This window comes from Mesoterricola sediminis, assembly GCF_030295425.1.
Classification (GTDB): domain Bacteria; phylum Acidobacteriota; class Holophagae; order Holophagales; family Holophagaceae; genus Mesoterricola; species Mesoterricola sediminis.
In genome coordinates this window covers 4,498,211-4,524,604 of sequence record NZ_AP027081.1, presented here as the reverse complement: position 1 = coordinate 4,524,604, position 26,394 = coordinate 4,498,211, and the positions used below count along the sequence as shown (strand labels likewise).

Annotated in this window: 25 protein-coding genes; 17 read left to right on the top strand and 8 right to left on the bottom strand. The window is 70.0% G+C overall.

The window, feature by feature from the left end:
- Positions 1 to 110 precede the first annotated feature (110 nt).
- The 9 genes from rpmH (at position 111) to thiS (ending at position 7,325) form a co-directional block, all read left to right on the top strand.
- Positions 111 to 245 (top strand): 50S ribosomal protein L34, encoded by a 135-nt coding sequence (rpmH, locus tag R2J75_RS19755; protein ID WP_005035876.1) that lies wholly within the window; start codon positions 111 to 113, stop codon positions 243 to 245.
- Entirely contained in the window at positions 187 to 618 is a 432-nt protein-coding gene (locus R2J75_RS20035; RefSeq protein ID WP_394365866.1) for a ribonuclease P protein component, read from the top strand. Before rpmH ends, R2J75_RS20035 begins: the two co-directional genes overlap by 59 nt.
- Positions 615 to 2,219: a membrane protein insertase YidC gene (gene yidC, locus R2J75_RS19750; protein WP_316410841.1), complete on the top strand. Its 1,605-nt coding sequence runs from the start codon at positions 615 to 617 to the stop codon at positions 2,217 to 2,219. The genes R2J75_RS20035 and yidC overlap by 4 nt, the downstream gene beginning before the upstream one ends.
- 13 nt (positions 2,220 to 2,232) lie before the next feature.
- Positions 2,233 to 2,697, top strand: coding sequence for a R3H domain-containing nucleic acid-binding protein (locus tag R2J75_RS19745; RefSeq protein WP_243332361.1), 465 nt, complete (start codon positions 2,233 to 2,235; stop codon positions 2,695 to 2,697).
- 32 nt (positions 2,698 to 2,729) lie between these two features.
- Positions 2,730 to 4,058: a tRNA modification GTPase gene (locus R2J75_RS19740; RefSeq protein WP_308220525.1), complete on the top strand. Its 1,329-nt coding sequence runs from the start codon at positions 2,730 to 2,732 to the stop codon at positions 4,056 to 4,058.
- Between the two features lie 64 nt (positions 4,059 to 4,122).
- Complete coding sequence (gatB, locus tag R2J75_RS19735; protein ID WP_316410840.1) at positions 4,123 to 5,598, top strand: Asp-tRNA(Asn)/Glu-tRNA(Gln) amidotransferase subunit GatB; 1,476 nt, start codon at positions 4,123 to 4,125, stop codon at positions 5,596 to 5,598.
- Complete coding sequence (locus R2J75_RS19730; RefSeq protein WP_243332365.1) at positions 5,588 to 5,848, top strand: hypothetical protein; 261 nt, start codon at positions 5,588 to 5,590, stop codon at positions 5,846 to 5,848. The genes gatB and R2J75_RS19730 overlap by 11 nt, the downstream gene beginning before the upstream one ends.
- A 71-nt stretch (positions 5,849 to 5,919) precedes the next feature.
- Positions 5,920 to 7,116 (top strand): trans-sulfuration enzyme family protein, encoded by a 1,197-nt coding sequence (locus R2J75_RS19725; RefSeq protein WP_243332367.1) that lies wholly within the window; start codon positions 5,920 to 5,922, stop codon positions 7,114 to 7,116.
- A gap of 8 nt (positions 7,117 to 7,124) precedes the next feature.
- Positions 7,125 to 7,325 carry a sulfur carrier protein ThiS gene (thiS, locus tag R2J75_RS19720; protein WP_243332369.1) on the top strand — a complete coding sequence of 67 codons (201 nt, stop codon included), beginning with the start codon at positions 7,125 to 7,127 and terminating at the stop codon, positions 7,323 to 7,325.
- Positions 7,326 to 7,335: 10 nt separating this feature from the next.
- Here the strand turns inward: thiS and ribD are convergent, their stop codons facing one another.
- The 4 genes from ribD to nrdR are packed head-to-tail and all read right to left on the bottom strand — an operon-like array spanning position 7,336 to position 12,523.
- Complete coding sequence (ribD, locus tag R2J75_RS19715) at positions 7,336 to 8,475, bottom strand: bifunctional diaminohydroxyphosphoribosylaminopyrimidine deaminase/5-amino-6-(5-phosphoribosylamino)uracil reductase RibD (protein WP_316410837.1); 1,140 nt, start codon at positions 8,473 to 8,475, stop codon at positions 7,336 to 7,338.
- Positions 8,468 to 9,379 carry a signal recognition particle-docking protein FtsY gene (gene ftsY, locus R2J75_RS19710; RefSeq protein ID WP_243332373.1) on the bottom strand — a complete coding sequence of 304 codons (912 nt, stop codon included), beginning with the start codon at positions 9,377 to 9,379 and terminating at the stop codon, positions 8,468 to 8,470. Before ftsY ends, ribD begins: the two co-directional genes overlap by 8 nt.
- 39 nt (positions 9,380 to 9,418) lie before the next feature.
- Complete coding sequence (gene lon / locus R2J75_RS19705) at positions 9,419 to 11,830, bottom strand: endopeptidase La (protein ID WP_243332375.1); 2,412 nt, start codon at positions 11,828 to 11,830, stop codon at positions 9,419 to 9,421.
- A 39-nt stretch (positions 11,831 to 11,869) separates the two neighbouring features.
- Positions 11,870 to 12,523, bottom strand: a complete 654-nt coding sequence (gene nrdR, locus R2J75_RS19700; RefSeq protein WP_316410836.1) for a transcriptional regulator NrdR — start codon at positions 12,521 to 12,523, stop codon at positions 11,870 to 11,872.
- Between the two features lie 104 nt (positions 12,524 to 12,627).
- Here nrdR and R2J75_RS19695 point away from each other — a divergent pair, with 104 nt between their 5' ends.
- On the top strand, positions 12,628 to 13,359 hold the full coding sequence (locus R2J75_RS19695) for a putative metalloprotease CJM1_0395 family protein (protein ID WP_316410835.1): 732 nt from the start codon (positions 12,628 to 12,630) through the stop codon (positions 13,357 to 13,359).
- A 15-nt stretch (positions 13,360 to 13,374) separates the two neighbouring features.
- Here R2J75_RS19695 and R2J75_RS19690 read toward each other — a convergent pair whose 3' ends face one another.
- Positions 13,375 to 15,144, bottom strand: a complete 1,770-nt coding sequence (locus tag R2J75_RS19690; protein WP_243335227.1) for a M2 family metallopeptidase — start codon at positions 15,142 to 15,144, stop codon at positions 13,375 to 13,377.
- Positions 15,145 to 15,318: 174 nt separating this feature from the next.
- Between R2J75_RS19690 and gcvPA the strand changes: the two genes are divergently transcribed.
- Both gcvPA and gcvPB read left to right on the top strand, forming a co-directional pair.
- A complete protein-coding gene (gene gcvPA / locus R2J75_RS19685) occupies positions 15,319 to 16,674 on the top strand; it encodes an aminomethyl-transferring glycine dehydrogenase subunit GcvPA (protein ID WP_243335225.1) in 1,356 nt (451 codons plus the stop codon).
- Positions 16,675 to 16,682: 8 nt separating this feature from the next.
- Positions 16,683 to 18,209 carry an aminomethyl-transferring glycine dehydrogenase subunit GcvPB gene (gene gcvPB / locus R2J75_RS19680; protein ID WP_243335223.1) on the top strand — a complete coding sequence of 509 codons (1,527 nt, stop codon included), beginning with the start codon at positions 16,683 to 16,685 and terminating at the stop codon, positions 18,207 to 18,209.
- A 70-nt stretch (positions 18,210 to 18,279) separates the two neighbouring features.
- Here gcvPB and R2J75_RS19675 read toward each other — a convergent pair whose 3' ends face one another.
- From R2J75_RS19675 to R2J75_RS19665, 3 genes are all read right to left on the bottom strand, one after another.
- Positions 18,280 to 19,134: a S1/P1 nuclease gene (locus R2J75_RS19675; protein WP_243335221.1), complete on the bottom strand. Its 855-nt coding sequence runs from the start codon at positions 19,132 to 19,134 to the stop codon at positions 18,280 to 18,282.
- A gap of 52 nt (positions 19,135 to 19,186) precedes the next feature.
- Positions 19,187 to 20,026 (bottom strand): S1/P1 nuclease, encoded by an 840-nt coding sequence (locus R2J75_RS19670; protein ID WP_316410834.1) that lies wholly within the window; start codon positions 20,024 to 20,026, stop codon positions 19,187 to 19,189.
- 111 nt (positions 20,027 to 20,137) lie between these two features.
- Positions 20,138 to 21,799 carry a GspE/PulE family protein gene (locus tag R2J75_RS19665; RefSeq protein ID WP_279342227.1) on the bottom strand — a complete coding sequence of 554 codons (1,662 nt, stop codon included), beginning with the start codon at positions 21,797 to 21,799 and terminating at the stop codon, positions 20,138 to 20,140.
- Between the two features lie 159 nt (positions 21,800 to 21,958).
- Here R2J75_RS19665 and R2J75_RS19660 point away from each other — a divergent pair, with 159 nt between their 5' ends.
- The 5 genes from R2J75_RS19660 to R2J75_RS19640 are packed head-to-tail and all read left to right on the top strand — an operon-like array spanning position 21,959 to position 26,386.
- Positions 21,959 to 22,288 (top strand): NADH-quinone oxidoreductase subunit A, encoded by a 330-nt coding sequence (locus tag R2J75_RS19660; RefSeq protein ID WP_316410833.1) that lies wholly within the window; start codon positions 21,959 to 21,961, stop codon positions 22,286 to 22,288.
- Positions 22,279 to 22,788, top strand: a complete 510-nt coding sequence (locus R2J75_RS19655; protein WP_243335213.1) for an NADH-quinone oxidoreductase subunit B — start codon at positions 22,279 to 22,281, stop codon at positions 22,786 to 22,788. Before R2J75_RS19660 ends, R2J75_RS19655 begins: the two co-directional genes overlap by 10 nt.
- 2 nt (positions 22,789 to 22,790) lie before the next feature.
- Positions 22,791 to 24,122 carry an NADH-quinone oxidoreductase subunit C gene (locus tag R2J75_RS19650; RefSeq protein ID WP_316410832.1) on the top strand — a complete coding sequence of 444 codons (1,332 nt, stop codon included), beginning with the start codon at positions 22,791 to 22,793 and terminating at the stop codon, positions 24,120 to 24,122.
- A 39-nt stretch (positions 24,123 to 24,161) separates the two neighbouring features.
- Positions 24,162 to 25,232, top strand: coding sequence for an NADH-quinone oxidoreductase subunit D (locus R2J75_RS19645; protein WP_243347366.1), 1,071 nt, complete (start codon positions 24,162 to 24,164; stop codon positions 25,230 to 25,232).
- A complete protein-coding gene (locus tag R2J75_RS19640) occupies positions 25,229 to 26,386 on the top strand; it encodes a complex I subunit 1/NuoH family protein (protein WP_243335208.1) in 1,158 nt (385 codons plus the stop codon). Before R2J75_RS19645 ends, R2J75_RS19640 begins: the two co-directional genes overlap by 4 nt.
- Positions 26,387 to 26,394 lie beyond the last annotated feature (8 nt).

Below are 26,394 nucleotides of genomic sequence, written 5' to 3'. Positions count from 1 at the left end.
TTAGCACCACCCCGGAAGGGTGGTTCTCCTCTTTGGGGTTGAGGGAAAGATGATCTGCTGGTAGCCTCGAAGGTTCGCCCTTGCCATTGGCCTGGGCCCCGAGGTGGACCATGAAGCGCACTTTCCAGCCCAACAACCGCCGTCGTGCCAAGACGCACGGTTTCCTCAGCCGGATGAAGACCAAGAATGGCCGTCTGGTGCTCAAGCGCCGCCGGGCCAAGGGCCGTCACGTCCTCGCACTCTAGTGCGATGAGGGTGGCCGGGCGCTACCGGGTCGTGCGGCGCCAGGATCACGCGGTCCCCCAGATACCGCCCCGTCCCCTGCTGGGGAAGGAGCAGCCCCTGGACATCCGCGTGTGGCGTCTGGCCGGAGGCGTCGAGCCTCTGCTGCTGGTGAACGCATCCCGCAAGCAGGGACGGGCGGTTCAGCGCAACCGCTTCCGTCGGCGCGTACGCATGGCCTTCCTCCAGGTGCTCAGGCAGCATTCCCATCTCCAAGGCAGTCCAGGCGTTGTGTGGGTCCGACCGGCCCGCGGTTCCGCCCGGGGCTGCCCGTTCACGTACCAGGAAATCGTCGGCCAGCTCACGCTGGCCCTGACCCGTTGGGAATCCCGATGAACAACCGGAATATGGTGATCTTCGTGGCCGCCAGCATCGTCATGCTGCTGGGCTACAACTACGCCATGAGCACGCTCTATCCCACCAAGCCGGCTCCGGCCCAGACGGTGGTCCGCCAGGAGAGCGCTCCCGCGCCTGCTCCCGCCGCGCCCGTCGCGACCGCGCCCCAGGCTTCGGCCGGACAGGCTCCCGCGGCGGATCCCGCCGCCCGGTTCACCCTGAAGACCCCGGTCCTCCAGCTCACCTGGCGCAAGCAGGACGGCGCGCTGGTGCAGGCCCGCTGGAGCGACGGCACCGCCTTCTTCACGGAGGCCCACCGGGACAAGGAGGGCAAGGAGGTCGCCCACGACTTCCCCGGCCTCGGCGCCGCCGTGGCGGCCCGGTTCCAGGGCGACCCCGCGGTCACGGTCGAGAACGGCTTCCAGGTGGTGACCTTCACGTCGCCCGAAGGCGACCGCCTCGTCTACCGGGTGCCGGACCAGGACCATGTGGTCGAAGTCGCCTGGACGAGCCCCCGCGCCATGGCCCTCAACCTGGTGCCCATGCCGGACGGCGAGGCCTCCGTGCACAACCTGGGCCGCGTCTTCACCCTGGAACCCAAGGACATCCACGCGGTGTCCTGGGGCGACATGCTGAAGGACCCCTTCTTCAGCTTCCTGGGCGCCAAGCGCAAGGTCCTGCCCCCCGCCGCCACCCGCGTGGGCCTGGACGCGGGCGTCGACGCCGGCTCCAAGGGCCAGCGCAGCTGGTACTTCGCGGCGATCTGGGATGCCGCCTCCCTCCCGGTCCGGGACGGGGCCAAGGGCTACCTCCTGTCCGCCCCCGCGGGCGGCACCGCTTCCGCCCGCCTCTACCTGGGCCCCAAGCAGGCCGAGGAACTGAGCGCCTTCCATCTGCCCGGCCGCAAGGATGACGGCAAGATCTTCGTCCAGGTCATGGACTTCGGCTTCTTCGGCCTGGTCGCCAAACTCCTGTTCATGATCCTCCGCGGCATCCACCAGGTGGTGCCCAACTGGGGCTGGTCGATCATCCTGCTGACCGTCCTCATCCGCGGCGTCCTCTGGCCCCTGAACACCAAGACCACGGTGCAGATGCTGCGCATGAAGGAGCTGGAGCCCCACCAGAAGGCCCTCCAGGCCAAGTACGAGAAGTTCGGCAACGACATGGCCAAGAAGGCCGAGATGCAGAAGGAGCTGATGGCCTTCTACAAGAAGAACGGCCACAACCCCATGGGCGGCTGCCTCCCCATGCTCCTCCAGATGCCCGTGTTCTTCGCCCTGTGGTCCATGCTGAACGCCGTGTTCGAGCTGCGGCACGCGCCCTTCGCCTTCTGGCTGAAGGACCTGTCGGCCCACGACCCCTTCTACGTCCTTCCGATCCTGATGGGCGTCTCCATGATCGTGCAGCAGGCCATGACCCCTTCCGTGGGCGATCCGACCCAGCGCAAGATGATGATGGTGATGATGCCGGTGATGTTCACCTTCTTCTTCGCCACGACCCCCTCGGGCCTCTGCCTCTACTACCTGATGTTCAACCTCATTGGCATTCTTCAGACCTGGCTGGTGATGCGCGGCTACAAGCCCCAGCCGATCGTGGTCTGATCCCGGAGGAAGCATGCGCAAGGCCTCCCTGTCCCTCGACCAGGTCCCCGAAGCGGTGGGCCGGTGGTGCTCCCACCTGGGCCTCCAGGTGACCACGGCGACCGTTCCCTCCGGGGATGAGGAACTCTTTCCCAACCGCATCGTGATCGACGGTCCCGACGCCCACTGGCTGGCGGCCAACAAGGGCATGGCCCTGGACGCCCTCCAGTTCCTCGTCCACGAGGCCCAGGGCGAGCGCGAGGAGCACCGCCAGGCCTACCTGGACGTGCAGTCCTTCCGCCTCTTCCGCATGAAGGAGATCGTGGCCATGGCCCAGTTCGCGGCCGAGAAGGCCCGGAGCCTGGGGTCGTACACCTTCGCCTCCCTGAGCCCCCGCGAGCGCCGCTGGGTGCACCTCGTCCTGGCCCGCGAGCCCGGGTTCACGACCGAGAGCGAAGGCACCGGCACGTTCAAGGCCCTCAAGGTCAGCCGCGTCTAGGGCCGGCCGGGCCATGGGAAGGGGTCGCCGCCGTGCCTGACCTCTCCGGGGCCCGGACGGGACCCATCTGTGCCCCCGCCACCCCCCTGGTGCCCGCCGCCGTGGCGGTGGTGCGCCTGTCCGGCGATAGCTTGGCTGAGCGCTTGGTCTCCATGGTGGCCCTTCCGCCTCCTCGGATGGCCCAGGTGCGCACCCTGGCCTGGGACGGGTTCCGGGAGCGGGCCCTGGTGCTCCACTTCCCGGCCCCCCACAGCTACACGGGGGAGGACGTGGTGGAGTTCCAGGTCCACGGCAACCCGCTGCTCGTTCGGCGGCTCCTCGACCACCTGGCCACCCTGGGCATCCGGGGGGCGGAGCCGGGCGAGTTCACCCGCCGGGCCCTCCTGAACGGCAAGGTGGACCTCCTGGGCGCCGAGGCCCTCCGGGACCTGGTGGGGGCCACGACGGACGCCCAGCTGCGCCAGGCCCAGGCCCGGAGTGGGGGCGCGCCCCCCTGGGTGGCCCGGGCGAAGGCGGCCCTGGCGCCCTGGGTGGCCCGGGCGGAGGCCTGCGTCGACTACGGGGAGGAGGAGGGCATCGGCCTCGACCTGACCGCCCTGGCGGCGGACCTGGACCCCCTCCGGCGGGTGTTCCACGTGGAACAGGAACGGGCGGCCGCCGCCCGGTGGCTCCGGGACGGCATCCGGGTGGTGCTGGCCGGACGCCCCAACGCCGGGAAGAGCACCCTCTTCAACGCCCTGGCCGGGCAGGACCGGGCCATCGTGACGGAGCACCCGGGCACCACCCGGGATGTGATCGACGTGGCCGCCCAGTGGGCGGACCTGCCCCTGCACCTCCTCGATACGGCGGGCCTCCGGGAGAGCCAGGATCCGGTGGAGCGCCTCGGGGTGGCCCGGGTGGGGGAGGAGCTGGCCCGGGCCGACCTGATCCTGCACCTGGTGCCCCTGGCCGACGCGGCGCCCGACCCGGCCGTGGAGGCCCACCTGGCCCCCTACGCCGCCAAGGTCCTGCGGGTGCGCACCCAGGCGGACCTGGGCGGAGCGCCGGATCCCGGCGCCCCCTGCGTCAGCGCCGCGACCGGGGATCTGGCCGCCCTGGCGGAGGCCCTGCGGACCCGCTTCCTGGGGGCCTGGTCCCCCGACGCCTGCCTGGGGGCCCTGGACACCCGGCGGCAGCGGGAGCTGCTGGACGAGCTCGCCGCCCAGGCGGACCTCCTGACCGGCCTGGACCCCGCCACGCCCCCGGAGATCGCCGCCTCCCTCCTCCAGGGCGCCTGGAGCCTCCTGGCCCGCCTCACGGGGGAGGATCGCGCCGAGACGGCCCTGGACCAGGTCTTCAGCGGGTTCTGCCTGGGCAAGTGAGGGGCCGCGTTCAACGTCGAGCCGCCCCGGGTCTGAGCAGGTACACTGGGGGCCGGAGCGCTCCATGGTGGTTGCCTACGAAGCGGTCATCGGCCTGGAAGTCCACGTCCAGCTGCTGACCCGGTCCAAGATGTTCTGTCCGTGCCCCAACCGGTACGGGGGGGAGCCCAACAGCCGAACCTGTCCCGTGTGCCTGGGGTTGCCCGGCGCCCTGCCGACCCTCAACGGGGAGGCGGTCCAGGCCGCCCTCCGCCTGGGCCTGGCCCTGGACGCCCGGATCCAGCCCCGGAGCACCTTCTACCGGAAGCAGTACTTCTACCCGGACCTGCCGAAGGGCTACCAGATCACCCAGGGGCCCGTGGCCCTCGTGGAGGACGGGCACCTGGACGTGCCCGGCGATCCCGCGGTGCGGGGGGCCGAGGGGCCGGTGCGGGCGGGCATCCTCCGGGCCCACCTGGAGGAGGACGCGGGCAAGTCCCTGCACGGGGCCTCCAAGGGATTCACCTGGGTGGACCTGAATCGCGCGGGGGTCCCCCTCCTGGAGATCGTGGGGGCGCCGGACCTGCGGAGCGCCCAGGAGGCCTCCGACTACCTGAAGGCCCTCCACCGGCTGGTGGTCTTCCTTGGCATCTGCGACGGCAACCTGGAGGAGGGCTCCTTCCGCTGCGACGCGAACGTGAGCGTCCGCAGGCCGGGGGCGCCCTTCGGCACCCGGGTGGAGATCAAGAACCTCAATTCCTTCCGCCATGTGCGCCAGGCCCTGGCCTTCGAGGTGGACCGCCAGACCGGGATCCTGGAGGCGGGGGGCGCCTTCCGCCAGGAGACCCGCGGGTGGGACGCGGACCTGGGCGAGACCCGGCCCCAGCGGAGCAAGGAGGAGCACCAGGACTACCGCACCTTCCCGGAACCGGACCTGCCGCCCCTCCAGGTGTCCCCCGCGGAGGTGGCGGCCGCCCGCGCCGCGCTGCCCGAACTGCCCTGGGCGCGGGAGGCGCGCTTCATCCGGGAGCACGGGCTGACCCCCTACGAGGCCGGCATGCTGCTCCAGTCGCCGGCCTTCGCCGCGTGCTTCGAGGCGGTGGCGGCCGCTTCGGGGAATGGGAAGCAGGCCGCGAACTGGATGCTGGGGGACGTGAGCCGGGTCCTCAACGCCCGGAACCTGCCCCTGGAGGCCCTGGGCCTGGCGCCGGAGCACCTGGGCGAACTCATCCGCCTGGTGGAGGCCAGGACCCTCAACCTGAAGACCGCCCGGGAGGTGGTCTTCCCCGCGCTCCTGGCGGGGGAGGGGAGCCCCCAGGCCATCGTCGCCGCCCGGGGGCTGGGCCAGGTGCGGGACGCCGGGGCCATCCGCGCCCTGGTGGACGGCGTGCTGGCCGCCCATCCCGCCCAGGTGGCCGAGTACCGCGGGGGCAAGGCCCTCCTCCGGGGCTTCTTCGTGGGCCAGGTCATGAAGGCCGGCGGAGGCAAGGCCGATCCGGCCCTGGTGAACGCCTGCCTGGACGAAGCCCTGGCGGAAGGGGAGGCCAGCCATGGCGCCTGACCAGGAACAGCCGAACCGGGATCCGGAGGCCTGGAAGCCCGTCGTCATGGGCCAGCTCAGCGGCGGCCTCATCCCGCCCCATCCGGAGCCCCCGGAGGCCGACGAGGACGAACTCACCCGCGCGGCCCTGGAGGACCCCGCCGCCCAGGCGGGACATCCGGCCGATGCGCCGCCCACCGTCTGGCGCCTGGTCTTCATCATCCTCGTCGCCGTGGCGGCCCTTTCCATCGTCTTCCGCCTGGCCCGCTGACCTGGAAGGCCGCGCGGGGTGATACCATGGCCCCTGCGCGCGGCCCAAGGACGGGCCCGGGGAGGACGGGCATGGATCCGCATGAGTGGGGCCTCAGCACGACCGCGATCCACGCGGGACGGAAGCACAATGGAACCCGGTCGGTGACGACCCCCATCTTCCAGACCTCCGTCTTCGAACTGAAGGAGAACGCGGAGGGGGCGGAGTTCGCCGCCGCCGTGGAGCCGCCCCAGTTCTACACCCGGTGGGGCAACCCCAACTTCAGCGAGGTCCAGGCCGTGGTGGCCTCCCTGGAGAAGGCCGAGCGGGCCCTCATCACCAGCAGCGGCATGAGCGCCTTCGCGACGGTCTTCGAGACCTTCCTCAAGCCGGGGGACCACGTGGTGGCCCCGGCTGCCATCTACCTGGGCACCGAGCAGCTGCTGCGCCGCTGGGAGACCCAGAAGGGCCTGCGCATCACCTGGGTCCAGAACACCCTGGACGCGGCGGAATGGGAGGCCGCGGTCACCGACGGGACCCGCCTGATCTTCGCGGAGACCCCCTCCAACCCCACGCTCAGCATCACCGACCTGGCCATGGTCGCCGACCTGGGCCGGCGCCGGGGGGTGCGGACGGTGGCCGACAACACCTTCGCCACGCCCATCTTCACCCGGCCCGTGGAACTGGGCATCGACCTCAGCGTGTCCAGCGCGACCAAGTACCTGGGCGGCCACTCGGACCTGGTGGCCGGCGTCATCGCCGGCTCGGAAGCGGATATCGCCGCCTGCTGGGGCACCACCAAGATCACCGGGCCGACGGTGGATCCCTTCTCCGCCTGGCTTCTTCACCGGGGCCTCAAGACCCTGTGCCTCCGCGTTCGCCGGGCGGCGGACAACGCCCAGTCCCTGGCGGCCTGGTTGCTCTGGCAGTCCCAGGTGGTGCGGGTGGACTACCCGGGCAACCGGGAGCACCCCGGGCACGCGGTGGCCGCGCGCCAGATGACCGGCGGCTTCGGCGCCATGCTCAGCTTCGAGTTGGCGGGAGGTCTGGCGGCTGGCCAGCGGTTCTGCGAGGCCCTGTCCGTCATCACGCGGGCCGTCAGCCTCGGCGGCGTGGAGAGCCTCATCCAGCACCCGGCGAGCATGAGCCACCTGCGCACCCCGCCGGAGGTGAAGGCGCGCCTCGGCATCTCCGACGGCCTCCTGCGGTTCTCCGTGGGCATCGAGGACGAGGCCGACCTCAAGGCCGATCTGGAAGCGGGCTTCCAGGCCGCTGGCCTGGCGCGGTAGGGGCCCGCATGCGCCTGATCATCAACGGCCAGCCCCAGGAGGCGCCGGAGCTGGGCACGGTCGCCGACCTCGCCCGGTGGATGGGCCTGCCCGACTTCGGGAGCGCCATCGAATTGAACGGCCAGGTCATCCGCAAGGCCGAGTGGCCCCAGCGCGGCCTCCAGGCCGAGGACCGCCTGGAAGTCGTCCGGCTCGTGGGGGGCGGTTGAGGGCGGTCCGCTAGGACGCCGCGAACACGTCCCAGACGCCGCCGGGGAAGGGCGTGCGGCTGCGGTGCGCCGGCAGGCGGCTCATGTCCAGGTCCACCCGGGGGCCGTGGGCCGGGGTCGTCGACTGGAAGCGGTGGAACTCGTCCACCAGGCCCTCCTGGAGGAGCTGGCGGGCCAGCATGCCGCCCCCTTCGAAGAGGACGCGGCCGACGCCCCGCGCGGCCAGTTCGAAGAGCAGGTGGCGGAGGCTGCAGCCGCCGGGGCCCGGGGGCAGGTGGAGGTCCTCCACGCCGCGGATGGGGGGGCGGTCCTCCACGAGGGCCCTGAGCACGGGCTGGCCGGGGACGGGGAGCCAGACCTTCCGGGTATTGGGCAGGCGCCCATGGCTGTCCAGGACGACCCGGAGGGCGGAGCGGTGGGGCAGGGTCGGGCCCGGCCAGCGGTCGGTGAGCCGGGGATCGTCCACTTCGACGGTCCAGCGGCCGACCACGAGGGCTTCGGTGGCCCGGCGCAGGGCGTGGGCGAGGGCCTGGATCTCGGGCGCGGTCACCTGGGTCGTCTGGCCCTCGGGTCCGAGGGCGCCGTCGGCGCCCAGGGCCAGCTTCAGGAGGACCCAGGGCAGGCCGGTGCGGATGGCCTTGAAGAAGGGGGCGTGGAACCGGGCGCAGGCCTCGCCGAGCACGCCCGCCTGGACCTCCACCCCGTGGGACCGGAGGATGGCCATGCCCCCGCCGTCCACCCGCGGATTGGGATCCTGGACCCCGATCACCACCCGGCGGATGCCGGCCCGGATGAGGGCGTCGGTGCAGGGCGGGGTGCGGCCGTGGTGGCAGCAGGGCTCCAGGGTCACGTAGGCGGTGGCGCCCCGGGGGTCCTGGTCGCGCAGGTCGGCGTCCCGGAGGGCCATGATCTCCCCGTGGGGATCCCCGGCCCGGGTGTGGACGCCCCGGCCGATGACCTCGCCGTCCAGGACGAGCACACAGCCCACCGGTGGATTGGGGCTGCTGAGGCCCACCCCGCGCATGGCCTCCCGCAGGGCCAGGGCCATGAAGTGCTCGTCACCCTGGGTGGCTTCGGGGGTGGGGTAGGGGCCCCCGCAGGCCAGCTCCCAGGCCAGCGTGCTGTCCAGGGGCCGGTCCGTCTCAGACATCGAGCAGCCCGTCCACGAAGGTCTCGGGATCGAAGGGGATCAGGTCGTCCACCTGCTCTCCCACGCCCACGAAGGCGATGGGGAGCTTCATGCGCTCCAGGATGGCCACGGCCACGCCGCCCTTGGCGCTGCCGTCCAGCTTGGTGAGGATGAGGTCGGTGACGCCAGCGGCCTGCTTGAACGCTTCCGCCTGGACGAGGCCGTTCTGGCCCGTGGTGGCGTCCAGCACCAGGAGGACCCGGTGGGGGGCGTCGGGGATGACCTTCTGGAGGGAGCGGCGGATCTTGTCCAGCTCCCGCATGAGGTTGTCCTTGGTGTGGAGGCGCCCGGCCGTGTCGATGAGGACCCAGGGGGTGCCCTTGGCCTTGGCGGAGGTGGCGCCGTCGAAGGCGATGGCCGCGGGATCGCCGCCCATCTGGTTGCGGATGACGGGCACCCCGGCCCGCTCCCCCCACAGCTCCAACTGATCGATGGCGGCGGCCCGGAAGGTGTCGCCGGCCACCACGAGGACCTCTTCGCCCCGGGCCTTGAGGTGGGCCGCCAGCTTGCCGAGGGTCGTGGTCTTGCCGACGCCATTCACGCCCACCAGCAGGCAGACCTGGGTGCCGGAGGCCTCCAGGGGGCGGGCGGGGACCTGGTGGATGATCTTGAGGAGCTCGTCCTTGAGCAGGGCCTTGGGGTCGATCTCGCTGGAACGCTTCATCTCGAACCGGAGGCGATCCATGAGGCGCTGCACCCCGTGGACGCCCAGGTCGGCCTGGAGGAGCAGGTCCTCCAGCTCCTCCAGCTGGGCCTCGTCCAGGCGGCGGAGGCCCAGGAGCCGGCCCATGGGGGCCAGCACGAGCTCCTGGGTGCGCTGGAGGCCCTGCTTGAACTTATTGAACAGGTTGCCGAAAAGACTCACCTTCACCTCGCGGGGGGCGTCCGTTCCACGTGGAACAGCCTAGGCCTGGGTCCGCCTGGCGCGGGGCTTGCGGGCCGACCCGGGCCGGACCCACCCCTCCAGGACCATCTCGAAGACCTCCTCCACGTGCTTGACGGGGTGGAAGCGGAGCTTCTTGCGCACCTCGGGGGCGATCTCCTCCAGGTCCTTCTGGTTGGCGAAGGGGATGATGATCTCCCGGACGCCCATGCGGAGGGCGGCCAGGGACTTCTCCTTCAGGCCGCCGATGGCCAGGGCCTCGCCCCGCAGGTCGATCTCCCCGGTCATGGCGAACGTGTTCTTGATGGGCACGCCCTTGAGGACCGACAGGAGGACGGTGGCGATGGCCAGGCCCGCGCTGGGGCCGTCCTTGGGGATGGCCCCTTCGGGGAAGTGGATGTGCAAGTCGTTTTTCTGGAATACTTCCGCATCAATCTCAAAGGCTTCGCCCCGGCTGCGGATGTACGAGAGGGCCGCCTGGGCGCTCTCCTTCATGACGTCGCCCAGCTGGCCGGTCAGGGTCAGGCCGCCCTTGCCGGGCATCTTCAGGGCCTCGACGAAGAGCACGTCGCCCCCGGTGGAGGTCCAGGCGAGGCCGGTGACGACGCCGACCCGGGGCGCCTTGAGGCGCTCGTCCTGGAGGATCTTCACGGGGCCCAGGAGCTCGTGGACGTTCTTCTCACTGAGGACCATCCGTCCGGCCTGCTCGCCCTCGGCCACGCGGCGGGCCACCTTGCGGCAGACGCTGCCGATCTCCCGCTCCAGCTGGCGGAGCCCCGATTCCCGGGTGTAGCCCGTGACGATGGCCTGGAGGCCCTTCTGGGTGAAGGAGAGCTGCTTCTCGGTGATGCCGTTCTTCTGGAGCTGGCGGGGGATGAGGTGGCGCTCGGCGATCCCCACCTTCTCCTCCAGGGTGTAGCTGGAGAGGTGGATGATCTCCATGCGGTCCCGGAAGGCGGGCTGGATGGGGTCCAGCTCGTTGGCGTTGGTGAGGAAGAGCACCTCGGACAGATCGATGGGCACGTTCATGTAGTGGTCGCGGAACGTGTGGTTCTGCTCCGGATCCAGCACCTCGAGGAGGGCGGCGGAGGGATCCCCGCGCATGTCGCGGCCGATCTTGTCCACCTCGTCCAGCATGATGACCGGATTCATGGACTTGACCTGGTGCAGGGCCTGGATGATGCGGCCCGGCATGGCGCCCACGTAGGTGCGGCGGTGGCCCCGGATCTCGCTCTCGTCGTGCACGCCGCCCAGGGAGATGCGGCTGAACTTCCGGCCCAGGGCCCGCGCGACGCTGCGGCCCAGGGAGGTCTTGCCCGTCCCCGGAGGGCCCACGAAGCAGAGGATGGTCCCCTTGTGCTCGGGGTTCAGCTTGCGGACGGCGAGGTACTCCACGAGCCGGTCCTTGATCTTGTCGAGGCCGAAGTGGTCCTCGTCGAGCACGCGCTTGGCCTCCTTGAGGTCCAGGTTGTCCTCGGTCCGGGTGCCCCAGGGCATCTCCGTCATCCACTCCAGGTAGGTGCGGGTGACCGCGGTCTCGCTGGAATCGGGGTGCATCCGCTCGAGCTTCTTGAGGTTGCGGTCGATCTCGGTGAGGGGCTCCTCGGGCACCTTCATCTTGGCGATCTTGTCGCGGAAGGCCTGGATCTCCTCGGCCAGTTCCGAACCCTCGCCCAGCTCCTGCTGGATGGCCTTGAGCTGCTGGCGGAGGTAGTACTCCCGCTGGCTCTTGTCCATCTCGCCGCGGGCTTCCATGGTGATCTTCTGCTGGACCTCCAGCAGGTCGATCTCCCGCATGAGGAGCTCGTTGACCCGCTTGAGGCGCTGGACGGGGTTGGCGATCTCCAGCACTTCCTGCATCTGGGGCGGCTTGAGATCCAGGTTGGAAGCCACCATGTCGGCCAGCCGGGCGGGGCTGTCCAGGTTGGCCGCGATGACCAGGACCTCCTGGGGGAGGTTCTTGCCGAGGGCGACGGCCTTTTCCAGGGTCTGCTTCACGGACCGCATGAGGGCGTCGATCTCGATGTTCCGCTCCACGACCTCGGCCTCGGCCATGATCTCCACCTTGGCCTTGAACTGGGTGGCCGTCTCGGTGAAGTACTCCACCCGCACCCGCTGCAGGCCCTGCACCAGGGCCCGGACGCGGCCGTCGGGCAGCTTCAGGACGCGCATGATGAGGGCGGCGGTGCCGACCTTGTAGAGGTCCTCGGGACCCGGATCGTCCATCTCCACCTGCCGCTGGCTCAGGAGCAGGATCATGCGGTTCTCGACCAGGGCGGTGTCCACGGCCTTGAGCGATTTCTCCCGGCTCACGGAGAGGGGGAGGATCACGTAGGGGTAGACCACCACGTCCCGGAGGGGGAGCACGGGAAGGACGTCGGGGATCTTCGGGGATTCGTCGATGACCTGGGGGGCCTGGATTTCTTCAGCCACGGAATACCTCTGCTGCACAGTCTAGCCGATGACGTTGGATCAACGGGATTTGCGACGCCTGGGAACCCCGGGGTCCTCGGGCTCCACCCCCTCGAAGAGGGGCGTCGCGAAGGAGGGGCCTTCGGTGGTCTTGGGGGGGGCGGGCTGCCGCTTCACGAGGGGGGGCGGGGCGGGGGCCGCGGGCGGGGCCGTCTTCGGGGTCCGGGGGGCCGGGGGCGGCGGAGGCGCCGGCTGGGCGCCGGCGCTGCCCATGAGGCCCTCCAGGGCCCTCACGAAGTCGGGCAGGTCCTTGAATTCGCGGTAGACGCTCGCGAAGCGCACGTAGGCGACGGAATCCAGCCCCTTGAGGGCGTCCATCACCAGTTCCCCCAGCTGGCGGCTGGGGATTTCCCGGTCGGGCAGTTCCATGAGGCGGGCCTGGATGTCCCCGGCGACCTCCTCCAGGCGGGCCAGGGGCACCGGGCGCTTCTGGCAGGCGGCGGTGAGGCCCCGCATGAGCTTGGCGGGGTCGAAGGCCTCGCGGCGCCCGTCCTTCTTCACGATGAGGATGGGCAACTCCTCCAGGCGCTCATAGCTGGTGAAACGCCGCCCGCAGGCGAGGCATTCGCGCCGGCGACGGATGGCGTCCCCCTCCCGGGATTCGCGCGAATCCACCACTTTGTCCTCATTATGGCCGCAGAAGGGACACCGCATGCCTCCAGGGTAACCCAAAGCGGGCCGGGCCGCTGTTCCACGTGGAACGTGCGGGCCCCGAAAGGGCTCATCGACCAGGCGGATCCGGCCGATAATGAATTGCCATGGCCGACGCCGTGAATGCCCTCTCCCCCCTGACCGGCGTGGTGGATCCCACCCGCCAGGCGGGGTCCGCCCTCGCGGGGGCCGCCCTCGCGGGGGCCGCCCTCGCGGGGTCCACCCCTGCGGGTCCGGGCGCCCAGGCGGGGACGGGCACCCAGGCCGGGACGGGCGCCCAGGCTGGGACGGGCGCCGGGGCGGGGCAGGGGCGCGCTCCGGCCACCGGGGACACGGTGGAGCTGTCCCCCGAGGCCAAGGCCCAGGTGGCCCAGCTCAAGGCCCGGGACACGGAGGTCAAGGCCCACGAGCAGGCCCACATGGCCGCCGGGGCCGGCATCGTCACCGGCGGGGCCAGCTACGCCTACCAGCGGGGGCCGGACGGCCAGAGCTACGCGGTGGGGGGCGAGGTTTCCATCGACACCAGCCCGGTGAAGGGGAACCCGGCCGCGACCGTCACGAAGGCCCTGCGCATCGAGGCCGCGGCCCTGGCGCCCGCCGATCCCTCCGGGCAGGACCGGGCGGTCGCTGCCCAGGCTGCTAGCATGGCCGCCCAGGCGGCTGCAGAAGCCGCCACCCAGGCGATGGGCGGCGGGGACAAGGCCCAGGGAACGAAGGCGGGGGGCGCCCCCCAGGACGCGGGCGCCGCCGCGTCCCGCCCAGGGACCTCGGCCGCCGGCCCGTACGCGGAGCCGACGGGTCAGTCCGTCCGGGGCCGGGGGCTGGACCTCTACGCCTAGGGCAGACCGCCAGGCCTAGTCCCAGCCGATCTGCCGGCCCTTGTTCTGGGCTTCCAGCCAGGCGGTGAGGGGCTTGAAGTACTCGGCCATGGCCCGGGTCGACAGGTCCTCGCCCGTGGTCTCCTTCAGGAGCCTGCGCCAGTCCACGGTGGCGCCCTTCTCCATGAAGGCCTTGAGGAACGCGCCCACATCCTTGCGGTTGGCGTAGTTGGCGGCGTGGACGTCCTGGTGGAGGATGCGGCGGCAGATGTAGTCGTGCATCTGGAACTTGAAGACCGTGGCCATGGCGTAGTTGTAGTAGTAGGCCGGGGTGTCGTCGATGTGGGTCTTCGTGGCGGCGTCGCACCACTGCTCGCCCCGGGGGGAGGGGGGCTCCACCCCCTGCTTTTCCTTCACCAGGGCCCACCAGCGGGCGTTGAGCTGGTCTGCGGGCATGCCGCCGCCGTAGAATTCGGCCTCCCACTCGGTCATGACGCCCGAGGACCAGAACATGAAGGGGATGGCCACCTCCAGGGCGTCGTTGAGGAGGATCTTCATCTCGTCCGCCTTGTAGTCCTGGGGGAGGACGCCGGTGCTCTTGAGGTAGGGGATCTGGCGGGTGGCGAGGGCCACCAGCTCGCCGATGCCCTCATGGAAGGAGGGGTTGGCGCTGGTGCGGAGGAGGGGGGGGACGCCGGGCTGGGTGTAGCTGATGAAGTAGTAGCCGTGGCCGAGCTCGTGGTGGGTGGTGCTGAACCACTCCATGTTGGGCTCGACGCTCATGAGGCTGCGCACGTCGGTGCCCAGGTCCAGGTGCCAGCAGGAGGCGTGGCTGTTCTTCTTGCGGTCGGAGCCCTTGGGGACGGGGTAGAGGTCGGACTTGGCCCAGAAGGTGGCCGGGAGCTTGGGGAAGCCCAGGCCGGTGTAGAAGGCCTCCGCGGTCTGGACGATCCGCTCCGGGGTCCAGCCCTTGAAGAAGGGGTCGAAGTCCACGCCGTCGACGAAGCCGGTCCAGTTCTGGCTCCAGCGGTTGTTGATCCAGTGGGCGGGGATGGTCTTCGGCACGGGCTGCCCGAACTTCCGGGCCATCTCGTACTTCACCCAGGTGTGGAGCTGCAGGTAGAGGGGGCGCAGCTCCTTCAGGAAGGCCCGGTGGAGGTCCACCATCTCCTGGCGGGTCATGCCGTGCTTGGCGGTCTGCAGGGAGAAGTAGTCCGGGTAGCCCAGCTCCCGGGCGCACCCGTTCCGCAGGTCCCGCAGCTTGAGCAGGTTGGCCCGGAGGATGGCCCCGTTCTCCTTGGAGGCCTCCCAGACCTTCTGGCGTTCGGCCAGGTTGGCGCTGGCGCCCAGGATGCCGTCGATGTCGTTGGCGGTGAGGGGCTTGCCATCCATCTTCCAGGTGAAGCCGTTCAGGAGGCTGGCCTGCAGGGTCTCCGCCGCGATGCGGTCCCGGGTCAGGGCGGGCTGGGTCATGGGGCCCTCCGCCGCGTTCAGGAGCACCCATTCCAGCTGGCGCCAGGTGGTCTCCTTGAGCTCGCGCTTGTGGGCCAGGAGCTCCTTGGCCTCCCGGATCAGGGCCGGGTTCCCGGTGAAGGCGGCCAGCGCTTTGCCGGCCGTCTCGGCGGCGGCGTCGTGGGCCGGGGTCACATCGGTGCTGGCGGCCCAGGCGGCCTCCTGCTGGACGTAGGTGAGGGCTTGGTAGCCGGAATTGACCAGCTGGAGGAAGCGCTCGGCCCGCTCCTGGGCGGGGTGGAGGGCCTGGGCGGCCAGGGGGATGCCGAGGACAAGGGCGGGCAGCAGGCGCATGGAACCTCCGAACCCCATGATTCTGAAGGAGAAACCCCATTCATCCAACTGTGGGTGCAAACCGTCACACCCCGCCGGGGTCGGCGCCTTGGCACGCCTGGACGGCCCGTGCGGGGTGTTACCCTTTCCCGAGAAGGCCTGTTCGCCGCTTCCACCCTTTTTCGAGGCTGCCCTATGCGCTACCTGCCAACGGCCCCTTCGGAGGATCGCGCCCTGCTCGACGCCATCGGCGTCCAGCGCGCGGAAGACCTCCTGTCGGGGATTCCCGAATCCCTCCGTCTGCACCGGGACCTGAACCTTCCCGCCTGCCTGTCCGAACAGGAGGTCCTGGCCCAGGTGCAGGGCCTGGCGGACCTCAACACCCCCTTCAAGGCCCGGTTCCTGGGCGCCGGCGCCTACGATCACTTCGTGCCCGCGGCGGTGGACCAGATGATCAGCCGCCAGGAGTGGTTCACCGCCTACACGCCCTACCAGCCCGAGATCAGCCAGGGCACCCTGCAGCACATCTTCGAGTACCAGACGCTGATGTGCGATCTCACGGGCCTGGAAGTGGGCAACGCCAGCCTCTACGACGGCGGCACCGCCTGCGTCGAGGCCGCGCTCATGGCCGTGCGCCTCCAGAAGAAGCGGAACACCATCCTCGTGAGCCAGGGGCTCCACCCCCACTACCTGGAAGTGCTCTGCACGAACATCACCCCCCACGAGGGCCTCAAGCTCGTGGTCGTCGACCTCAAGGACGGCGTCACCGACATGGACGACCTCCGGGCCAAGCTGGACGGCGACGTGGCCGCGGTGCTGGTGGGCTACCCCAACTTCCTCGGCTGCGTGGAGGACCTGCCGGCCATCTCCGAGGCCGCCAAGACCTGCGGGGCCTTCGTGGTCTCCGTCACCCAGGAGGCCCTGAGCCTCGGCTGGTTCGAGGCCCCCGGCCGCGCCGGGGCCGACATGGCCTGCGGCGAGGCGATGTCCTTCGGGAACCGGCCCAGCTTCGGCGGGCCCTTCCTCGGCTTCCTCACGGTCAAGGACGCCCACAAGCGCGAGATCCCGGGCCGCGTGGTCGGCCAGACCAGGGACCTGGACGGGACCACGGGCTACGTGCTGACCCTGACGGCCCGCGAGCAGCACATCCGCCGCGACAAGGCCACGTCCAACATCTGCTCCAACCAGGGCCTCGTGGCCCTGCGCGCCAACATCTACCTGCAGCTGGCGGGCCCCGAGGGCCTGGCGGGCCTCGCCGCCCGGAACGCCGCGAAGGCCCAGTTCCTGCGGGCGCGCCTCCTGGAGCTGCCGGACTTCGCCGCGCCCTTCGGCGCCCCCTTCTTCAACGAGTTCGTCACCGAATACAAGGGCGACATGAAGGCGCTGCTGGCGTCCTGCGCGAAGGAGGGCATCCTCCCCGGCCTCGACCTCACGCCCTACGCCCCCTCCCTGAAGAACCACATCCTGTGGTGCGCCACCGAACTCAACACCCGCGAGCAGATCGAGCACCTCGTGGAAGTGCTGGCCCGCGTGCCCAGCGTGGTCGGATAAGGACTGCCATGACTCCCCGAAACCGCGAATCCCTCATCTTCGAGCGTTCCGTGCCCGGCAAGGTCGGCATGGACCTGCCCCGCCTCGACGTGCCCGAGGCCAAGGACACCCGCCCCGAGAAGCTGCGCCGCAAGGGCTTCGACGCCATGCCCAGCGTCTCCGAGGTCGATGTCATCCGCCACTTCACCCGCCTTTCCAAGTGGAACTACGGCGTCGACGACGGGCTCTACCCCCTGGGCTCCTGCACCATGAAGCACAACCCCAGGCTCAACGAGAAGACCTCCGGCCTGCCGGGCTTCACGGACTCCCATCCGATGGCCCCCGCGGAGCACGTCCAGGGCAACCTGGCCCTCATCCACACCCTCCAGGAGTGGCTGAAGGAGATCACGGGCCTGGATGCCGTCACGCTGCAGCCCAGCGCCGGCGCCGCCGGCGAGCTCACCGGCGTCATGCTCATCCGCGCCTACCACGTGGCCCACGGCAGCAAGCGCCGGGTCATCCTGATCCCCGACAGCGCCCACGGCACCAACCCCGCGACGGCCGCCATGGCGGGCTACGAGGTGCTGGAGATCGCGAGCCAGGCCGACGGGACCGTCAGCTTCGAGGACGTCACCGACGCCGCCGGCAAGGTCCGGAAGGGCCTCCTGACCCTGGCCCGGGAGCTGGGCGACGAGATCGCCGGGCTCATGATCACCAACCCCAACACCCTGGGCGTCTTCGAATACCGCATCAAGGACATCGCCGAGGTGATCCACGGCGTCGGCGGCCTCGTCTACATGGACGGCGCCAACATGAACGCCCTGGTGGGCGTGGCCCGGCCCGGCGATTTCGGCGTCGACGTCATGCACCTCAACCTCCACAAGACCTTCAGCACCCCCCACGGGGGCGGCGGCCCCGGATCGGGCCCCGTGGCCTGCACCAAGGCCCTCGAGCCCTTCCTCCCCCGGCCCGTCGTGGTCCGGGAGACGCAGCGGGTCGGCGAAGGCCAGGTGGCCCGGCACACCTACCGCCTGGACTGGGACCGTCCCAGCAGCATGGGCAAGGTGCACACCTTCTTCGGCAACTTCGGCATCCTGGTCCGGGCCCTGACCTACTGCCTGAGCCACGGCGGGGACGGCCTCCGCGAGGCCACCCTGCGCGCCATCGTGAACGCCAACTACATCCGCAAGCAGCTGGAGGGGACCTACCACCTGGAGTACCAGACCCCCACCTTGCACGAGGTGATCTTCGACGACCACGACCTCGCCCAGCACGACATCCACACCCTGGACGTGGCCAAGGGGCTCATCGACCGCGGCTTCCATCCGCCGACGATCTACTTCCCCGCCATCGTCCACGGCGCGCTGATGATCGAGCCCACCGAGAGCGAGGGCAAGGACGAGCTCGACGCCTTCATCGACGCCATGAAGGACATCGCCCGGGAGGCCGCCGAGAACCCGGAGGCCCTCCACCAGGCCCCCGTCCGCGCCCCCATGCGGCGCCTGGACGAGACCACCGCCGCCCGCAAGCCGGTGCTGAGGTGGGTGAAGGGCTGATCGCGTCCAGCTCCTGACGGCAGAACGGCGCCCTGCGGGGCGCCGTTCTGTCGGGGCCGCCCGGGGCCCTTCAGTCCGGGCGCTTCGGTTCGGCTTGAGCGACCGGGCCCTCCACGGCCGGGGCCGCGGGGGACTTGGCCAGGGTCCAGGCCAGGAGGATGAGTTGCGCCGTTCGCTGGCCAGCTCGGCTGAGCTGCTCCCGGACGACGGGGCCCTGGGTCTTGGCGAAGACCAGCCAGTAGGTTTCGGGCTTGGCGGCCTTGCCGGTGGCGCCGGGATCGGCGAGGCGGTCGTCCCGGAGGACCCCGTCCACCAGGGCGTGGCTCTCCTCGAGCCAGGTCCAGCAGGCCTGGTACAGGTTCCGGGTCAGCTCGGCGGGGCGGACCTCGGGGGCGGGCCCGGCGAGGCGGTCGACGAGGCCCGTCTCCCAGCGGCTGTGGACCCCCCGCTGCCGGGTGCGCTGGCCGTCGTAGTTCTCGGCGGTGTGCAGGGGCACGTGGAGGTCGCCCACGTAGTGGCTCAGGACCGAGGCGAGGAAGGCCACCTGGGTCCGGTCCCCCTTGAGGAAGGCCTGGGCCAGGTCCTTGACCCGGTCCTGGATCACCCAGGGCAGCTGCCCGGCCCGCTGGAAGACGGCGGGGCCCAGCTGGGTCCGGGCTTCGGAGACGAGGGTGGGGACGTGGTCCCCGTAGCGCTCCATCTCCAGGAAGTGCCGGGGCCCCTCCAGGGGATCGTGCTTCCAGGTGTCGGGGTCGCTGCTGTGGGCTTCGACGAAGGCTTCCTGGCCCTCGAACCAGGCGCGAGGGCCAGCCGGCAGGTCCTGGAGGGCCAGGGCGGCGACGATGCGGTGGCCCTTCCGGCCCCAGGCCGCGAGGGGCGGGGCGGGGAGGAGGGCCAGGGCGAGGAGGGCGGGCAGCAGGCGCATGGACGGTTCCCGGGGCCACCGGGCCCTCCTTCCACCATGGCAGAGCGTCCCGTCAGCGGGAAGCGGGGGCGGGGGGCTCACCGGCCCGGTGCCAGGCCTCGAGGATCAACTGGGCGGTGCGGACGGCGGCGACGTCGAGCTGGCGTTCCACCTGGCGGCCCTGGAGATCCAGGAAGACCTGCCAGTAGGCGTGGCTCCGCCAGGTGGGGGCCGGCTCGGGCCGGCCCGCGGCCTCCAGGTCGGCGGCGAGGACGCCGGGAACCAGGGCGTGGCTGTCGGCGAGCCAGGCCCAGGGGGCGCCGGGGACATCGTCCAGCCGCCGGATGGCCCGGACCGGCGGGCGCCAGCCCCCCTTGCGCACCAGGTCCTCCACCAGACCCGATTCCCAGCGGTGGTGGATCCCGTGCTGCCCCGAGAGCTCGCCGTTGTGGTTCGTGGTGGTGTGGAGGGGCACGCTCAGGTCCCCCACGTAATGGGAGAGGCGGGCCGCCTCGACCCGCACCGCGCCGGCGTCCCCGGCGCGGAAGGCCTGGGCGAGCCGGTCCACGCGCTCCAGGACGACCCAGGGCACCTGCCCGGCCAGGAGGAAGGCCTCGGGGCCGAGCCGGGCCCGGGCCACCGCGGGATCGCGGGGGACCGAGGCGGGGCCGCCGTAGAGCTCGCAGTCCAGGTAGTGGCGGGGGCCCTCCAGGTGATCCCGGCCCTTCCAGTGGTCGGGGTCCATGGCGTGGGCGGTCAGGTCCGCCTCGGCCCCGTTGAACCACGCCGCGGGGCCGGGGGGGAGGTCATGGGCGGCCGCCACGGCCACGATGCGGTGGCCGAGGCTGCCCCAGGCCAGGGCCTGGGCGGGAAGGAGGGTGGCGAGGAGGAATGGGGCGAGCCATCGGAGCATGGGACCTTCCGGGAGTGGGGCGCGGACGTCGCGCGGGGTGGCGCGAGTCTGCGCCCTTCCGGGGACGGAAGGAACGGAATGGCTCGTATGAAAGGGGAGGGTCCGGGGCGCCTACTCGCTCTCCCGGAAGGTCACCTTGTTGATCTCGGCGAAGGTGGTCAGGCCCAGGCGGACCTTCTCCACGGCGCTCTCCCGGAGGCTCTGCATGCCGAAGGAACGGGCGGCGGCCTTGATCTCGCGGACGCTCGCCCGTCGGGTGATGAGCTCCCGGAGGTCGTCGTTGAGGCCCATGAACTCGATGATGGCCTGCCGGCCCCGGAACCCGGTGCCGTTGCAGTCCACGCAGCCGACCTTCTCGTAGAAGGTGGCGTCCCGGGCCCATTCGGGGGTGAGGCCGTTCTCCTGGAGCTCGGCGGCGCCGGGGGCGGCGACCTGCCGCTTGCACTTGGGGCAGAGGGTCCGGACCAGGCGCTGGGCCAGGATGCAGTTCAGGGCCGAGACGAAGTTGTAGACCTCGACGCCCATGTGCTGGAAGCGGCTCAGGACGTCCAGGGTGTGGTTGGCGTGCACCGTGGTGAAGACCAGGTGGCCCGTGAGGGCGGACTGGATGGCGATCTGGGCGGTCTCCGGGTCGCGGATCTCGCCCACGAGGATCTTGTCGGGATCGTGCCGGAGGATGGACCGGAGGCCCACGGCGAAGGTGAGGCCCTTCTTCTCGTTCACGGGGATCTGGGTGACGCCCTCGAGCTGGTATTCGACGGGGTCCTCGATGGTGATGAGCTTGTCCTCGGGGCTCTTGATCTCGCTGAGCACTGCGTAGAGGGTGGTGGTCTTGCCGCTGCCGGTGGGGCCGGTGACCAGGAACATGCCGTAGGGCTCCCGGGCGAAACGGCGCAGGCGGGTCAGCTCCCGTTCGCTGAACCCCAGGATGTCCAGGGAGAGGCTGCGGAACTCCTCCGACAGGTTCTCCTTGTCCAGGATGCGGATGACCGAGTCCTCCCCGTGGATGGTGGGCATGATGCTGACGCGGAAGTCGATGGCCCGGCCCCGCACCTTGAGCTTGAACCGGCCGTCCTGGGGCTTCCGCTTCTCGGCGATGTCCAGCTCGGACATGACCTTGATGCGGCTGATGATGGGGGAGGCGAAGCGCCGGTCGATGGGCTCGGCGGCGGCGTAGAGGCTCCCGTCGATGCGGTACTTGATCTGGAAGCCCGTGGACGTGGTCTCCAGGTGGATGTCGGAGGCCCGGCGCTGGAGGGCGTTGAAGATGGTGGTGTCCACGAGGCGGATGATGGGTGCTTCATCCTTGTCCGTGAGGTTCTCCAGGTCCAGGACGTCCTCGTCGATGTCCTCCTCCCGGAGCACCTGGACCCGCAGGGCCTCCCCGGCCTCCTCGAGCACTTTCTGCCCACTCTCCGACTTCTTGAGGACCACCTGGATCTGGGCATAGGGGGCTGCGGCGAACCGGAGGGGGCGCTTGAGGTGCATCCGGAGCACGTCCTGGGCGACGACGTCCAGGGGATCGGCCATGGCCAGCCAAAGGTGACCGTCCCGCTCATGTACGGGCACGAACCGGTGCTTGAGCATCAGATCGAGGGGGATCGCCTGGAAGAGGGCGAAGTCCACCACCTCCCGGGTCAGGTCGAGGGTGGGGTAGAGGGGCGCCGGGCGTGAATCGGTCTTGGATAATTCCTCGGCCGCGAGGGCGGATTTGATTTCGGACGCGGAGAGCGAAAATCCAGGGTCGGCTTGGGGGTCGGTTGGGGATACCATAGATATATAGTGTGGCGGTTTCCTCAGTGGTTCAAAAGGTCTTATCGGCCAAAAGCCCGAGGGATCCCTCGTTGACCGCCTTTGAAGGCGCAGACCACAATGGGTTATCCAACCCCGTCCCCTCCGGGAGGATCCATGCGCAGTTATGTTCCAGTCTTGTTGCTCATACTGGTCGCCGTCGCCCTGCCGATCGTGATCCTGTCCATATCCAGACTGGTCAGGCCCCACGTGCCGAACGCGACCAAGTACTCGACGTATGAGTGCGGCCTCCGCGTGACGACGGAGGCGCGCGAGAAGTTCTCGGTGCGCTACTACCTGGTGGCCGTGATGTTCCTCGTCTTCGACGTGGAGACGGTCTTCCTCATGCCCTGGGCCATCCAGATGAAGGAACTCGCCATCTTCGGCCTGGTCGAGATGGGCATCTTCCTGTTCCTCCTCCTGTTCGGCTACGGCTACATCTGGTCCAAAGGAGCCCTCACATGGGAATGAATCAGCCCTCGGCCCTGGAGAACATCCTCATCACCACCAAGGTTGAGAAGGTCATCAACTGGTCCCGGGCCACCAGCGTGTGGCCCATGACCTTCGGCCTGGCCTGCTGCGCCATCGAGATGATGGCCGCCGGCGCGGCCCGCTTCGACTTCGACCGGTTCGGGTGCGGCATCTTCCGGGCCAGCCCCCGCCAGGCGGACCTCATGATCGTGGCCGGCACGGTCACCTACAAGATGGCCCCCATCATCAAGCAGCTCTACGACCAGATGCCCGAGCCCAAGTGGGTGATCGCCATGGGGTCCTGCGCCACCGCGGGCGGGCCCTTCGACAGCTATCACACCATCCAGGGCGTGGACAAGGTCGTGCCCGTGGACGTGTACATCCCCGGGTGCCCGCCCCGTCCCGAGGGACTGCTCTACGGGTTCATGAAGCTGCAGGACAAGATCATGGCGAGCAGCATGGCTGACCGCTACAAGGAAATCTTCGAGGCGGTGGGCTAGCCATGGCGATCATCAAGGTCTGGATCGAAGAAGGTTGCATCGTCTGCAACGCCTGCGAGGCGGAGTGCGCGGACGTGTTCAAGGTCACCGACGACACCTGCGTGATCAACGCGGCCGTCCGCGAGGACGGCAAGGTGACCGAGAACCGGGTCGAGAAGGCCGCCCTCAAGGTGGATGTGCGCACGAGCCTGGAAGCGGGCATCGTCGCCGCCGCCGGCGGATGCCCCGTCAATGTCATCAAGTTCGAGCAGGTGGCCGCCGAGGCCCCCGCGCCCGTCGCTGAGCCGCCCGCGCCCGTCGCCGCCGCGCCCGCTCCGGCCCCTGAGCCGACGCCCGCGCCGGCCCCTGCGCCCGTCGCCGCTGCGCCCGCGCCGGCCCCTGCGCCCGTCGCCGCTGCGCCCGCGCCGGCCCCTGCGCCTGTCGCCGCTGCGCCCGTTCCGACGCCCGCTCCGGCCCCTGCGCCCGCGCCGGTGGCCGCCGAGGCCCCCGCCGCCCCCGAGGCCGCCGGTCCCTACGTCTACGACCTCAAGGCCGCGCCGAACCGGCAGGTGGTGATGCCGAAGACCGTGCCCCTGCCCAGCCTCCGGACCTACCTGGAGGAGCAGGCCGCCGCGGCCGCCGCCGAGGAGGCCAAGTGGCAGAAAGCCCTGGCCGACTACGAGACCGCCAAGGCCAAGGCCGAGGCCGAGGGCAAGGACGCCCCCAAGGCGCCCGTTCGCCCCGCGCCCAAGGCCGACGCCAACGACCTGAAGTACCCCGCCCCCCAGGAGGCCACCGATCCCGACCTCCTCCGGCTGAAGGAGCTGCTGGGCGACAAGGTGCAGGAGGTCTTCCAGCAGGGGTGCGAGCTCACCTGCCAGGTGGCTCCGGACGCGATCCGGGAGGCCCTGGAAGTCGTGAAGGCCGACCCGGCCCTCCGCTACGAGATGCTGGCCGACGAGACCGCCACCCACTATCCGGCGGCCCAGGGCTGGGCCTTCTCGGTGGTCTACCACCTGACCAGCCTCCGCCGGGCCAAGCGCCTCCGCCTGCGCATCCTCATCCCGGAAGGGTTCGAGCCGATGAGCGCGGTGCCGGTCTATCCGGGCGCGAACTGGCTGGAGCGGGAGATCTTCGACATGCTGGGCATCCGCTTCCAGGAGCACCCGGACATGACGCGGATCCTCTGCCCCGAGGACTGGGAGGGGCATCCGCTCCGGAAGGAGTACCCCGTGCCCGGCCTGGGCATGCGGGACATCGACTTCCGCGAGGACCGGAGCGGCGTGCTCATGCGCATCGCGATGGAGAAGGCCGGCAACATGGGCATCAACCTCCATCCCCCCAAAGCCGAATAGGAGTTCCTTGTGTTCAAGAACGAGGAGATGGAAATAAACATGGGGCCGCAGCACCCCTCCACCCACGGGGTGCTGCGACTCAAGCTGAAGCTGGACGGCGAGGTCATCACCTCCTGCCGGCCCTGCATCGGCTACCTGCACCGCGGCGTGGAGAAGATCTGCGAGAACAAGACCTTCTTCCAGGGCCAGGTGTGGACGGACCGCATGGACTACTGCTCCGCCGTGGCCAACAACCTGGGCTGGGCCGAGGCCGTCGAGAAGCTCTTCGGCATCACGGTGCCCCGCAAGGCGCGCTACGTCCGGACGATGCTCAACGAGTTCAACCGCCTGGCCTCCCACCTGATCTGGCTGGCCACCCACGGGCTCGACATCGGCGCCATGACGGTCTTCCTCTACACCTTCCGCGAGCGTGAGCGGATCCTCGACATCAACGAGGCCTTCTGCGGTTCGCGCCTGACGACGACGGCCTTCCGCATCGGCGGCCTCCGGGAGGACATGCCTCCGGGCTTCGAGAAGATGGTCCGCGACTTCCTGGCGATCTTCCCGGACGCCATGAACGAGTACGAGACCATGCTCACCGAGAACCGCATCTGGAAGAAGCGGACCATCGGCGTCGGCATCCTCAAGGCCGAGGACGCCATCGCCATGGGCGTCACCGGTCCCGTGCTCCGCGCGGCCGGCGTCGAGTACGACATCCGGAAGGCGCACCCCTACGCGGCCTACTCGGAGATGGACTTCTCCATCCCCACCCGGCCCGAGGCGGACACCTACGCGCGATATCTCGTCCGTCTTGAGGAGATGCGCCAGAGCGCCCGGATCATCCAGCAGTGCATCGACGGCATGCCCGAGGGCCCCGTCATGGCCAAGCTGCCCAAGGTCCTCCGGGCCGAGGTCAACGAGGTCTACCATCCGACCGAGGCTCCCAAGGGCGAGCTGGGCTACTACCTGGTGGGCGAGAAGGGGGGCCTCAACCCCTACCGCTTCCACGTGCGGGCCCCCGGATTCGTCAACCTCCAGGCCCTGCCCAAGATGATCGAGGGCAGCCTGGTCGCCGACGTCATCGCCACCATCGGGACCCTCGACGTGGTCCTGGGAGAGATCGACCGATGAACGCACCCGTCCAGATGACCCTCCTCCAGACCTGCGTCATGGCCATCCTCCAGGCCGTCGCCGCGGTCATCTTCATCTTCGTGGTGGTCCCCATGACCATCTACGCGGAGCGCAAGGTGATCGGGCACGCCCAGGACCGCCTCGGCGCCACCCGCATCGCGGGCCACCGGGTCGGCCTCACCGGCTTCCTCAACAAGTGGATGTGGCGCGCCGGCAAGGTGCCCATCCTCTCCTACTGGCGGGGCCTGCCGATGCTCGTCGGCGACATCGCCAAGATGTTCCTCAAGGAGGACGTGGTCCCCTCCAAGGCCGACCGCGCCATCTTCCTGGCCGCCCCCTGCCTTTCCATGATCGCCGCCGTGGTCGTCTTCGGCGCGATCAGCTTCGCCCCCGGCGCGCTCTTCATCATGCCGAAGTGGTTCCCCATCGTGGGCGGCCTGCCTTTCAACGGGGCCATGACCGACATGAACGTGGGCCTGCTCTTCATCCTGGGCATCGCCTCCGTGGGCGTCTACGGGATCGTGCTCGGCGCCTGGGCGTCCAACTCCAAGTACCCGCTCCTGGGCGGCCTCCGCAGCGGCGCCCAGATCGTCAGCTACGAAGTGCCCCTCACCCTGAGCCTGCTGGCCCCGGTGGTCCTGGCCGGCACCCTCAACTTCGGCACGCTCACCCGCGTCCTCGCGGTGGAGAGCTCCCCCCTGGCCATCCCCCTGATGGCCGTCGGGTTCCTGGTCTACCTCACCTGCGGCTTCGCCGAGACCAACCGCGTGCCCTTCGACATGCCCGAGGCCGAGAACGAGCTCGTGGCCGGGTTCCACACCGAGTACTCCGGCATGCGGTTCGGGTTCTTCTACCTGGCCGAGTACATCAACATGGTGGTCGTGTCCTGCCTGGCCGGGGCCTTCTTCCTGGGCGGCCCCTACCTGCTGCCCTTCGGCCTCCACCAGTTCGCCGCCAAGCTGCCGGTCATCGGCGCCCCCAACGCCCTCTGGTACGTCCTGAAGATCATCTTCCTTCTCTGGGTGTTCATCTGGGTCCGGGCGACGATCCCCCGCTACAGGTACGACCAGATCATGTCCGTCGCCTGGAAGTACCTCATCCCCCTGACCCTCGTGCTCGTCGTCCTGGCGGGCGCCGTCCGGTTCGTGTCCTAGGGGAGGAA